The 12390-nt window shown below is 41.8% G+C and carries 8 protein-coding genes; 4 read left to right on the top strand and 4 right to left on the bottom strand.

Features of this window, described 5'->3' with window-relative positions:
- The first annotated feature begins 1481 nt into the window (after positions 1-1481).
- Genes WFH18_RS06880 through pnuC form a run of 3 tightly spaced genes read left to right on the top strand, consistent with a single transcriptional unit; the run spans position 1482 to position 5544 of the window.
- Positions 1482-2675, top strand: coding sequence for a phosphotransferase enzyme family protein (locus WFH18_RS06880; protein WP_171294470.1), 1194 nt, complete (start codon positions 1482-1484; stop codon positions 2673-2675).
- Between the two features lie 51 nt (positions 2676-2726).
- Entirely contained in the window at positions 2727-4946 is a 2220-nt protein-coding gene (locus WFH18_RS06875) for a TonB-dependent siderophore receptor (RefSeq protein ID WP_103800504.1), read from the top strand.
- Between the two features lie 28 nt (positions 4947-4974).
- Entirely contained in the window at positions 4975-5544 is a 570-nt protein-coding gene (gene pnuC, locus WFH18_RS06870) for a nicotinamide riboside transporter PnuC (protein WP_103800505.1), read from the top strand.
- 177 nt (positions 5545-5721) lie between these two features.
- Here pnuC and exaC read toward each other — a convergent pair whose 3' ends face one another.
- Positions 5722-7233 (bottom strand): acetaldehyde dehydrogenase ExaC, encoded by a 1512-nt coding sequence (gene exaC / locus WFH18_RS06865; RefSeq protein ID WP_103800506.1) that lies wholly within the window; start codon positions 7231-7233, stop codon positions 5722-5724.
- 201 nt (positions 7234-7434) lie between these two features.
- On the opposite strand from exaC, the gene WFH18_RS06860 reads away from it, so the two are divergent.
- Positions 7435-8616 (top strand): helix-turn-helix domain-containing protein, encoded by a 1182-nt coding sequence (locus WFH18_RS06860; RefSeq protein WP_103800507.1) that lies wholly within the window; start codon positions 7435-7437, stop codon positions 8614-8616.
- Between the two features lie 514 nt (positions 8617-9130).
- On the opposite strand, the gene mdh is transcribed toward WFH18_RS06860, so the two are convergent.
- From mdh to WFH18_RS06845, 3 genes are all read right to left on the bottom strand, one after another.
- Positions 9131-10303, bottom strand: a complete 1173-nt coding sequence (gene mdh / locus WFH18_RS06855) for an iron-dependent methanol dehydrogenase (RefSeq protein WP_004281959.1) — start codon at positions 10301-10303, stop codon at positions 9131-9133.
- A 255-nt stretch (positions 10304-10558) separates the two neighbouring features.
- Entirely contained in the window at positions 10559-10831 is a 273-nt protein-coding gene (locus WFH18_RS06850) for a hypothetical protein (RefSeq protein WP_005100766.1), read from the bottom strand.
- The gene (locus WFH18_RS06845; protein ID WP_103800508.1) at positions 10828-12387 is read right to left on the bottom strand and encodes a PepSY-associated TM helix domain-containing protein; all 1560 of its coding nucleotides are present in this window, start codon (positions 12385-12387) and stop codon (positions 10828-10830) included. Before WFH18_RS06845 ends, WFH18_RS06850 begins: the two co-directional genes overlap by 4 nt.
- Positions 12388-12390 lie beyond the last annotated feature (3 nt).

Raw genomic sequence — 12390 nt, 5'->3', positions numbered from 1 at the left:
CAGATGAGTTTTACTATGACCAGCTACCACAACAAAATAAGGTAGCTTAACTAGAGCAGAATATCACTTATAAATAAGCTTTTAGTTGTTCAAACAAGTGGGACCACCTCTTATGTAAGATATTCAGGATCCAAGTTATAGAACCTCGGGTTTATGTAAGAATACTTATCGGATGAGTTTTTTTGTAGCGTTGACTGGCCAAATACAGACCGATTTTCTTGAAAATCTTTTATAGGGAAGATAATTTAATGGCAAATTATAAAAAGAGCATAGCAATGGTCAACTGCGGTAATCCCCCTATAATAAAATCCAAGAAGACATAAACAATATGAAACCAGGTACGATGAAATAGATCAGCAATAATATTGAGTTAAATGACATGCAGGGTTTCCATACTTTCTTATTAAGTTTAGAAGAAGAAGGTGGTGTTGATATGATCGCAGTAGGTCATGAGTCTTATACAGGACATCGCCTAGTACATAAGGTTAAGTTTGAAAAGAATTAGCACCTCCTCTGAGAGATTTTTCTTTACCAGTCTGTCTTTGTAACATCCAGTAATTTTTTTGTAACCTTATTGTTATTTATTGTTCACTTTGTTTATTATATAAAAGATGAAAGGTGGAGAATTTAAGATGCTCACTAAGGTGGTCGAAGCCATTGTGATTTCACTAATGGTAATTGCATTAATACTCATTATTTATGAAATGGGACAAGGACTTAATTGGACTTTATAAACGCTTTCTCAGTTTAAAAAAAGTCCTCAATTGATGGCATTAATTTATTTATCAGAAGTTTCAGAATTTTGATCTTATGCTTGGCTGACTAAAGATGAATAATATCTATATTGGTGATATTGTTTACCTAGTTTACGGTAGTCATCCAATGATGGTTGAAAAATTGCAGGATAATTTAGCTACTTGTATATGGTTCAGTGATAAAAAACATTTTTTCCGTGAGAATTTTCCCTTAAATATCTTAATAAAAAAAACGTAATTCAACAAAATATACCTGGGCGAATTCAACGCTCATAGTGTACAGGTCATTTCGACCATGGCATGTGTTACTGATCTGAACAATGAATCACTGGTAGAATTTTCTGCTGATGAACATGGATTTAAAGAGCTACTTAGTGAAGTCATGAAAATGAATTACGGTGCATTTTAAAACTATGTTATCGCTTGAACTGAGGATCAGAAAGCTTGTTTGAATCGATATATTTCATCCATAGATTATGCGCGAATGCTAAGAAATCTGTAGTTCGAATATTAACCCAAAAGAAGATCATTTTTTGATTTATGCGAGAGATCTATTTTATTTTTATATTTATAAGGCTAAACTTGCCTCCAATTTAATACTGGTATGTACCACTTAATTTTAGGACGTACTTTAAATATTAAATGTATTTAAAAATACTGTTTGCATGTTCGCCTAAACGATGATTTTCCATTACCACATGATGATCTGACTCAGGAATATTGATGATGACCATAGTTACCGATGATTTAGGTCATGGTATGGGCAATGCCTGGGAAAATAAAGACTGGGCACATATTTCTGATCCAGAATTACAAAGCCTGCAGCAGCACTATTCCTGTTTACAAGGTCATTTTGAGATTTTGTGGTGTAGTCCTCGGCCATTTTCATCTGCGGCGCTGGTCAAGGTGGAGCAGGATTTTGTGAGCAGGGATGAAGCAGTCGCGCATCAGTATTTGATTAAGCGCAGCCATTGTTCCTTTCGTCGTGCCCGCGATATTTTACAGGAGCATGCCGTTCTTCAACATTTAGCCTGCAAGGAAATTCCTGTTGCAGCATTGATTAGATCAAATCAAGGTCTGACCGCTTTAGAGCTAGGTGACTGGACCTATGAAGTCTATGCAAAAGCAGCCGGCTTAGATCTGTATGCAGATCAGCAATCTTGGAAACCTTTTTTCTATGCTGAACATGCGGCGAAAGCGGGGCAATTGCTGGCAAGCTTACATATGGCCATGCAGGATTTTCCTGAGCAGCAAGGCCGATCAGCATCTTATTTAGTGTCCAATCAGCAGCTTTTAGACAGTGAAAATATCGTTACAGCCATTCAACGGCGCATTGCAAACAGTCCAGAATTAAGCCGTTACTTTGCCGACAAAAATTTAGACCCTTACTTTTTAGATCAAATCTTACAGGTTCACCAGCGTATTCAGCCTGTATTGCAACAGGCAAGCAGAATTTGGACCCATAACGATTTACACGCTTCTAATCTATTTTGGTCAGCGCCGGATGCCAAAGCTGAAATTACTGCCGTAATTGATTTTGGTTTATCTGACCGAAACTCAGCAATTTATGATCTGGCTGTGACGATTGAACGTAATTTTATTGATTGGTTGGAATTAGAGCAGAACTCACATATTCAGATTGATGAGGCCGGTTTAACTGCCTTTCTACATGCTTATTTTTCCAAAGTACATCCACAAGAAGATTTTAGTATTTTGCCAGAACTGCTGAAAATCGTGCATCTGGATTTCGCTTTTTCAGAGCTGGAGTATTTTGTGGGCATTACCCACAACCTCAACCATGCAGATGCGGCTTATTACGACTGGATTATCGGTCATGTGGACTGGTTCTTTGGCGAACAAGGCCAACAATTTACCCAGACTTTAACCCGGCTCATTCAACACGAATTGCACTCTTCTTAGTTGCTCTCTAAACCCGGCATCATCACCCACTTCAAATACATAAGGTTTCGTATGAACAATCGTCAACTCAAACAGAATGTATTAACCCGATCTTTAAATATGATCATTCTGTCGCAGCTTTGTTTAGCCCCGCTGACTTATGCTGAAGACGATGTTCAACAGCTTGACACGATTGTCATTACAGCCGATCAAAGCATCCCTTACTCGAGTGCCAAAGTGAATGTCGAGGGATTTGCTACGGACAGTCTGCAAAAAATACCTGCATCGGTCTCTATCGTGACTGCCGATCTCATTGCTGAACAACATGCTCGCGTGCTGAGCGATGTGGTAAAAAATGATGCAGCCATCGGTGATGGCTATGCTGCAATTGGCTATTATCCAAACTTTGTCTCGCGTGGCTTTGAACTCGATTTGGCATCAAGCTACCTCATTAATGGCAATGTGATTCGTGGTGAACAAAACGTTGCACTTGAAAACAAAGAACGTGTGGAAATTTTAAAAGGCATTTCCGCGATTCAAAGTGGTATGTCGACCCCGGGTGGTGTGGTCAATTATGTCACCAAGCGACCGAAAGATATCCAGGCCCTGACATTCTCTGCCGATCAACACGGCCAGTTTTCAGTGGCAACTGATCTCGGTGGTTTTTTGGGTGATGAGCAGCAATTCGGATATCGCATCAATCTGGTGAATGAGCAGATTGAGTCTTATGTCGATCACGTGGATGGTGAGCGCTATTTAGCGGCATTGGCCTTAGACTGGAAAACATCTGAGCAATCTAAATTGGAATTTGATCTTGAAGCACAGCGTTCCGAACAAAAATCAGTGCCAGGCTATCAATTACTGGATGGCAAAGTCCCAGAAAATGTGAAATGGGATCGATTGCTTGGTTACCAGACTTGGGGTAAACCGGTCACGATCGATAGTCTGAATACTGGTTTAAAATATAGTTATGCCTTGAATGATGACTGGAACTTGGGACTTGTTGCAGCGCACAGTAAATCCAAGGTTGATGATTATTCAACATTTGCTTGGGGATGCTATGCCACGGTATGTGAATATAATGGCTTAGGCAACACCTTTGATGCTAATGGCAATTATGATATTTATGATTATCGCAACCCAGATGACACCTTTAAGACCAATCAATTTAAAGTCAAATTGGATGGGGTGATTGATACCAACTGGGCACAACATTATCTAAATTTTGATATTACGCAAACCAATAAATCTCGTGATCGATATCCTGGATTAAATAGAAACATATATACACATTTATACGAGAACCCAGAGGACATAGATATTGCAGGTAATATTTATGAGGATCCACTACAAGTAGAACAACAATTAGGTGATGTCGGTCCCTATTTTAAAGCTTTAGATAGTGAACAGACTGCTTTTACGGTTTTAGATCGTATTGAGTGGAATGAGAAATGGTCTACTTTGATTGGTGGAAAATGGATCGAGCTTGATGAACAAGCACATGCTTATGATGCAGAGGGTAAGCAGGTAATAAAAGTTCGTGATACGGATTTAGGCAAATTTTTACCACAGTTTGCAGTGAGTTATAGCCCGGTAGAGTCAACAACTCTGTATGCCTCTTATGCCAAAGGTTTGTCAGATGGAAAGACAGCGCCTTGGTTTGCAGAGAATGCTGCTGAAACTCTAGCGCCGATCTATTCAGAGCAATATGAAATTGGCCTAAAACAACAGATCAAGCAGTTTTTATTGACTGCCTCGCTATTTGATTTACACCAAGACAACCAATATAGCAAGCCGATTTCAGGACTTCGCTATTTTGTTGCGGAAGGCGAACAACATAGTCAGGGTCTGGAGCTCGGACTGAATGGTGCATTAACCGATCATCTGGCCTTAACTTCATCTTTAGCCTTGACTAAAGCCCGTTTAGAAAATGTAGAAGCGGTTGAATATGGCAATCATCAGGCGCAAAACGTGCCAAAAGTTCGTTTCGCAACACATCTTCGCTATAACGTACCGAGCATTGCAGGTTTCACTGTTCTGGCAGGTGGTCAATACAGTTCCAGCAAATATGCTAACAAAGAGGGTGCTGCGAAAGTCGCAGGTTATAGTGTGGTTGATTTAGGCGCTGCTTATCAATTTAAGCTAAATACGACCGATGCATTGCTACGCTTGAATATTAATAATCTGTTCAACAAGAAATACTGGCGTGATGCAGGTGAATTTTTGGGTGACGATTATTTATTCTTGGGTTCGCCGCGTACAGCAACCTTGTCATTCAATCTGAACTTCTAAATTGGCTGCTTAATCAGGTTATATTGCTATGGAAAATATAGAAATTGCAGCGTTCATTTTAAATGTTTTAGGTGTCTGGTTGACGTCTAAACAATATAAAGCCTGCTGGGTAGTGAATATTGTCGCTGTATTTCTGTATATCATTATTTTTTATCGTGTCAATTTATTTGCAGACGCAGCATTACAAGCCGTATTTATCTTGATGCAACTCTATGGCTGGTATAGCTGGTCGAAGAAAGATCAAGACCAGGATCTGACTGTACAGATTGGCTATTTGAATAAAAAAATCTGGGTATATAGCCTGATTGTGGGTATTGTCGCTGGTCTGGTGATTGGTGCCTTATTTGCTCATTTCACCGCAGCGTCACTACCTTGGTTGGACTCCATGTTAGCCTCTTTTAGCTTGGTGGCAAGTTATTGGGCGGCAAAAAAATATATTGAAAGCTGGGGCTTGTGGTGTGTTCTAGATGTGATTTATGTCGGTATGTACACCCATAAATCATTGTATTTAACAGCCGTACTCTATTTTCTCTTTATTCTTCTTGCACTGAATGGCTGGAGAATGTGGCGAAATCTTTATAGAGTGAAATTATCTTGAAATGACACTATTGCAAATAGAAATTTGAGGTGATGCTCTTTCCTTTAAAAAAAGTGTTTATAGACTAAAAACTTTATTTGAATTGGCCGCAGCTTGAAAATGTTGCTGATATTTTGTGAAAGCTAGCTACCATACATTCAAAGCGAACCGAAGTTCGCTTTGAATGTATTTCACTTCTTAAAAGAACCCGGCTGGTTTGGTCGAATAGCTCACTAACAGATTTTTGGTTTGTTGATAATGATCCAGCATCATTCTGTGATTCTCACGACCAATGCCGGATTTTTTATAGCCACCGAAAGCCGCATGCGCAGGGTAGATGTGATAACAGTTGGTCCAGACCCGACCGGCCTGAATGGCACGGCCAGCACGGTAGGAAGTATGCGCTGAGCGTGACCAGACCCCGGCACCGAGTCCGTAAATCGTATCGTTGGCGATCTTGATCGCATCATCAAAGTCTTTAAAGGTGGTCACAGCCAATACAGGCCCGAAGATTTCATCCTGGAAGGTCTTCATGTCATTGGTGCCTTTAAAGATAGTCGGCTCAATATAGAAACCTTGACCCACTTCCTGACGTGCTTCACCACCAGTCAGGATCTGTGCGCCTTCTTCACGACCAGTGGCAATACAGCCCAGAATCTTGTCCTGCTGTTCCTGTGAGGCTTGCGCGCCAATCATGGTGTCAGTATCCAGCGGATGCCCGGTTTTAATCCGTTTCACCCGTTCAACGGCACGCGCCAGAAATTCGTCAGCAATACTTTCCTGGATCAGCGCACGCGATGGACAGGTGCAGATTTCACCCTGGTTCAGGGCAAACATGGCAAAACCTTCCAGCGCTTTGTCCAGATAATCGTCTTCCTGATCCATGATGTCGGCAAAGAACAGATTCGGTGATTTACCCCCCAGTTCCAGCGTCACCGGAATAATATTTTCGGTGGCATATTGCATGATCATCTGACCGACGGCGGTAGAACCGGTAAAGGCAATCTTGGCAATGCGTGGGTTGGTGGCTAGCGGGCGACCGACTTCAACCCCATAACCATTGACGATATTCAGGACACCCGGTGGCAAAATATCCTGAATCAGTTCAGCCAGCACCAGAATGCTGACCGGAGTCTGTTCTGCAGGTTTCAACACAATGCAGTTGCCCGCAGCCAGGGCAGGTGCCAGTTTCCAGGCAGCCATCAGAATCGGAAAGTTCCACGGGATAATCTGACCCACGACGCCCAACGGCTCATGAAAATGATAAGCAATCGTATCTTCATCAATTTCGGAAATGCCGCCTTCCTGCGCACGAATACAGCCGGCAAAATAACGGAAATGGTCAATAGCCAGCGGAATATCGGCAGCCAGCGTTTCACGGATCGGTTTGCCGTTATCCCAGGTTTCTGCCACTGCCAGCAGTTCCAGATTTTGTTCCAGACGATCGGCAATTTTCAACAGAATATTGGAGCGGGTGGTCGGCGATGCTCTGTTCCATTGTTCTTTGGCTTTGTGCGCTGCATCCAGGGCCAATTCAATGTCTTCTACAGAAGAACGCGGAACCTTGGTAAAGACTTTGCCATCTACCGGAGAGATGTTGTCAAAGTATTCACCTTTGACCGGAGCGACCCATTCGCCGCCAATAAAATTCTCGTATTGTGCTTTAAAATGAACTTTTGAATCAGGTTGATTAGGATCGACGTAACGCATATTTATTTCCTTTGCTTATTTTCGTATGGCAAAACCGCTTCTACAGCTTTGGTATAAGGTACTTCTGCACCTTATTTGATTAATATAACTGGTATAAGGTTGGAAAAAGGTTGGAGCTAGCATGTTCACGATATTTTCATCCATTTTAAAAAAATAACGATTACAGCGGATGTAAATCATGAATTGTTGTGAGAATAAGGAATGATGACAAAACAAGATTTGATGGAAAAAAGGCACAATACTGATCAGCTTCGGCAAAACAGCAGTTTGTCTCCCTTACATGCAGAACAGCTGGGACAGAGTATTGCCAGCTCCTGGCAACGTTCATCCTCGGCTGAAATCCCGAAGAATCGTTTAGCAGCACCGCTGACGGATTTAAAAAAGACCACTTCTTCCTCAACTTTAGCCCAAGCCCTGCAACATTGTGCTCAGGATTTAAAACATATTGCCGAGCAATCTTCTATGGTGCTGGCGGTCGGAGATATCGGCAGCACCATCATTTGGGCAGCTTCTAGCCCACAAATGCAAAGTGCCGCAGAAAGTGTACATTTTATTGAAGGTGGGCAATGGCGCGAAGAGCTAGTCGGAACCAATGCATTGGCATTATCCTTAAAAACTCAACAATCCAGCTGTGTCTTTTCCAGTGAACATTACATGTCCTCCATTCATGATTGGGTTTGTTACGCTGCCCCGATTATTGATCCCTATTCAAAACAGGTCTTAGGTGTCATTGATCTGTCGACTACCTGGCCAAAGCATAACAGTTTAGCACTACTAGCTGCGGAGCGCTGTGCTACGATCATCCAGTCGGCTCTACTAGAATGCCAGAAGCAGCGCCTGTTTATTCGAGCTTTTTCAGTACCTCAAGTGCTGTTTAATGGCAAGATGCTGGTTCTGACTCCTCGACAGATTGAAATTCTGACCATTCTAGCCTTATGTCCGCAGGGTCTGAGTCTAGATACATTGCATCAAGCCTTATATGGCGAGCGCAAGGTCAGTATGGGGACTTTAAAAGCAGAAATGTCACAGTTACGCGATGTATTAGGTGGTATGCTGGGTTCCAGACCCTATCGTTTATTGGCGCATGTAGAGGCTGATTTTTTAATGACAGAGCAATCTTTAGATGCTGGGTATATCGATTCAGCCTTGAAGTTATGTATCGGCGTATTTCTGGCCAAAACAGAAAGTCCATTTCTATGTGCCTGGAGAGATTGTCTGGAATCACGCCTGAGCGATGCCATTTTCAAGGCTAATGAAACCGATGTCTTGCTGAAACATGTGGCACATTTTCCTGAAGCGATTGATGCTGTAGAACGCCTGATTGAACTGATGCCCAAAAACCATCCCGTTCATCAGACTCTGTTAAAATATAAAAATCTTTAAAGCTGATGTAACTATCGGTACAAAGCTAAACAGTTAAAATAGGAAAATTCTGGAATATTAAGTATTATCCTTGCTTACTGTGGGTTTGCTTATTAATTTAGACTGAACCTGATCCTAAAATTTTTATCAGTGGCTACCCAGTTTGCCTAGCTGCTTGATGGGATGCTCTTCATTAAAATCAGCTACGCTTACCTTCATGTCATTTGAAGGACGCGCAGTTTATTCCTCAGAGATTAAATATGATATTAAGATCATACGACGGGAAATTTTTTCTGGCTGGAACGGGCTAAAAAAATCGTGGCATTTTTCTACCATGGGATTAATGTCGATATTCATAATGAAGGGGACTTCATAAAAAAGAAACACCCCCCGCTTTTATCCTCTTATGAAGGCAAAAGGATCAGCCAGGAACAGGAAAATGCATGTCTGCTCTTGGCACACTTCCTCAGGAAGTGAAACAGGGGCTGTTAAAAATGTAAGTCAGATGCTTGGAGAGAAGACTTACATTGAGGCACTACATCGCCGCTTTAAAAATATCTACCACTTGGGCATGGCTGGCTTTACGTGGATTGGTCAGCATGCAGGCATCTTTTTGTGCATTTTCCGCCATGATGGCCAAGTCAGCTTCTTTTACATTCAATTCCGTCAGCCCAGATGGAATACCAATTGAAGCCGAAAGCTGACGAATGGCGCCAATCGCTTCATAAGCTGCTTCAGTTACGGTTAAGCCTTCTGTATTCACCCCCATCAATTGGGCAATTTTGGCATAACGTTCAGGACAAGCAATCAGGTTAAATTCACAAACATGGGGGAGCAGAATTGCATTACAAACACCATGCGGCAAGTTGTAGAAGCCTCCGAGCTGATGTGCCATCGCATGCACATATCCTAAAGAGGCGTTATTAAAGGCCATTCCGGCAAGATATTGAGCATAGCTCATGGCATCCCGTGCTTCTAGATTATCCCCATTCGCCACTGCGGGACTGAGCCATTCACTGATCATGGTGATCGCCTTTTCTGCGCAGGCATCAGTGATGGGATTAGCAGCCGTAGATACATAGGCCTCAACCGCATGTGTCAGAGCATCCATCCCTGTTGCCGCAGTCAGGCCGGCAGGTTTGGCCAACATCAGTTTAGGGTCATCAATTGCAATGAGTGGTGTGCAACGCCAATCTACAATCGCCATTTTCACATGGGTATCGGTATTGGTAATGATACAGAAACGTGTCATCTCCGAAGCCGTCCCTGCCGTGGTATTGATTGCAATCAGTGGTGTCATCGGAACGGTACTTTTATCAATCCCTTCATAATCACGGATATGTCCGCCACCTGCAGTGACCAGACCGATGCCTTTGGCACAGTCATGTGATGAGCCCCCACCTAACGATACAATAAAATCACAGGCATTTTCATTATAAGCTTCAACTCCATGATGCACGTTAATATCAGTTGGATTGGGTTCCGCACCTGGGAAAATATAACTGTCAACACCTGCCTCTTTCAAATAATCTGCAATATCATCTGCAACACCAAATTTAAACAGGCCAGCATCAGTTACAATCAGTGCTTTCTTGGCGCCTAAATTTTGTGCTTTGATCCCGATTTCTTTAGCACAGCCCGGACCAAAAAGTGAAACACAGGGAATATAAAAACCGTTAGTTTGATCTGAAATATTTTTAAAAGCCATGGTGTTATTCCTTCTACCATTCATTGATTATTTTATCGGTGACCCTCACCGTAATATGAGTATTGAATGAAGTTAAAAAGAATCCTACCTACCAAATACCTACCAATTTAAATTTTTGATTCTAGCCAAAATAATGCATTTGAGGTATTTAAAAGCAGATTGGCAAGGTTTAGCAGATACTGGGTAGATTGGTTTAATAAAGGGCGTGTGAATAGCACACTAGGCTGTTTGCTACTTTCTGATTTTAAATAAATACTAAAATGCTTTATTCATTTTTAAGATAAAGATAAACAGTACAGGGCTTAGAAATACCCATAGAGACACAAAGCTAATACTGGAGCTAAACTGGGTACGTAATAAAAACATCGCGACGAATAAGAAAATACCTGCAGCGAATTTAGTGTACGTAGGAAAATCCGCTAAAAAAGCGTAATGAGATTTTCGGGTTTTTAGGATCTGCTTTTCACTTACCACATAAAAACCAAAACAGCTCAGCCAAAGCAGACCGATCACTGCAATCCATATCATATTGATGATTCCTGTTGAGTGATTTTTAATTTAGCCTGAATTTTATTGACCGCTTTTTGCTGAATGGGCGTAATTTTTTGGTGTAAAAATAGGGCAAAAAGGGCCAAGGTCCATAACATTAGCTCAATACGCAAAAAAGGCCAATAAGTCGCAAAAGAAGCAATATATTGCTGGGAAACTAAATAATAAATATCAATCAGGGGAAGTATAAAGGCAGCACAAATCAGAAGTTTAAGCTGCATTCTCCATATATGCTGCTGTGGGGTTACACATGCCAGGATAAAACTGCCAAGCCAGATACTGAAAAAACTATAAATCTCATAATTTGGTGCACCTGCAGGAATACTGATAAAACGATTCGCATAGAGATAACCCAGCATGGAAAGTGGCAAGCCAATTATCATGGTGATATTTAAGCGGTTCACCAAATAATGTCCGAGATGGAAGCGCGCTGATTTTTTCTGCATCTGGCGTTTCAGACTCCACAGCAGCAGTCCGGACGCAATCATTGCGCAGCCTAAAATGCCAGAGAAAAATAACCCTAAACGTAAAATAGGTTCGGCAAAACGTGCCATATGCAAGCCATATATGCCGGCATTGAGTGTGGCAATTGCACTTTCATTTCGTGTATTTTCAAGCAATCTTCCGGTTGCAGCATTTAAAATAAGCTGTGTCTGATTGCGGGTAATGGACTCATCTTTGAGTTGCGTCAAAGTTATTTTTGCCAGCTGGGTATTCGGCTGCTTGACCGTGATATTGTCAAATTCCGCATATCCCCAGTGTTGCTGTGCCGTGGTGATAAAATGTTGAATTGGCAGCATCTGGGTTTTCACAGGAACTGAGGGGGTGGCTGATGTATTGATTGTGCGAATTTCTTCAAAATATTGAAAGGGATTGTCTGGATAAAGCTTTTTCATACCGGAAGGCAGCACGATATAAAAGAAAATCGCCAGCCCGGTAAATGTCATGGTCAAAAAGAACGGCAGGGCAATCACTGAACTGACATTATGAAAATCCAGATAGGAGCGCTGCCCCTTAAATGCTCTTAAGGTAAAAAAATCTGTCAGGATTTTTTTATGGGTAATGATTCCTGAAATCAGAGTCAATAACATGATAAAGGCAGCAATCGTCACAATCAGCCGACCAATGGTGTAGGGCATACCATAGAGCTGAAAATGAAAATTATAGAAAAAATCTCCCCCTTGGGTGGCCGAGAGGTTTAATTCTTTTCCTGTCGAAGCATCCAGGGTTTTGACTTCATAGCCACCATCCGCTTTTTGCCAGTAGACTTTATTCACAGGTGAATCTTGATTGGCGACTCCGATATACCAGTTTTGGGCGTTCGGTGCATGCTGCTGTAAATAGCTGTAAGCAGATTTTAAGGCAGTTTCCTGATTGACTTGTATTGAGGCAAATTCAGGCTGCATCCATATACTGATTTCATGCCGGTAATAGGTGACCGCGCCTGTTGAAAAGATCGCGAAGAGCAGCCAGCCAAAACTTAAACCTAACCATGAATGTAGCCATGCCATGGATTGACGGACAGATTTATGCATGGT

Source organism: Acinetobacter sp. USHLN143 (assembly GCF_037145695.1).
Classification (GTDB): domain Bacteria; phylum Pseudomonadota; class Gammaproteobacteria; order Pseudomonadales; family Moraxellaceae; genus Acinetobacter; species Acinetobacter fasciculus.
The sequence above is the reverse complement of the archived record's forward strand: the minus strand, read 5'-3'. Positions and strand labels throughout refer to the sequence as shown.

Bases quoted from the DNA above. Each gene is read 5' to 3' on its own strand.
- WFH18_RS06880 (WP_171294470.1), top strand. From the start codon at position 1,482: ATGACCATAGTTACCGATGATTTAGGTCATGGTATGGGCAATGCCTGG.
- WFH18_RS06875 (WP_103800504.1), top strand. From the start codon at position 2,727: ATGAACAATCGTCAACTCAAACAGAATGTATTAACCCGATCTTTAAAT.
- pnuC (WP_103800505.1), top strand. From the start codon at position 4,975: ATGGAAAATATAGAAATTGCAGCGTTCATTTTAAATGTTTTAGGTGTC.
- exaC (WP_103800506.1), bottom strand. From the start codon at position 7,233: ATGCGTTACGTCGATCCTAATCAACCTGATTCAAAAGTTCATTTTAAA.
- WFH18_RS06860 (WP_103800507.1), top strand. From the start codon at position 7,435: ATGATGACAAAACAAGATTTGATGGAAAAAAGGCACAATACTGATCAG.
- mdh (WP_004281959.1), bottom strand. From the start codon at position 10,303: ATGGCTTTTAAAAATATTTCAGATCAAACTAACGGTTTTTATATTCCC.
- WFH18_RS06850 (WP_005100766.1), bottom strand. From the start codon at position 10,831: ATGATATGGATTGCAGTGATCGGTCTGCTTTGGCTGAGCTGTTTTGGT.
- WFH18_RS06845 (WP_103800508.1), bottom strand. From the start codon at position 12,387: ATGCATAAATCTGTCCGTCAATCCATGGCATGGCTACATTCATGGTTA.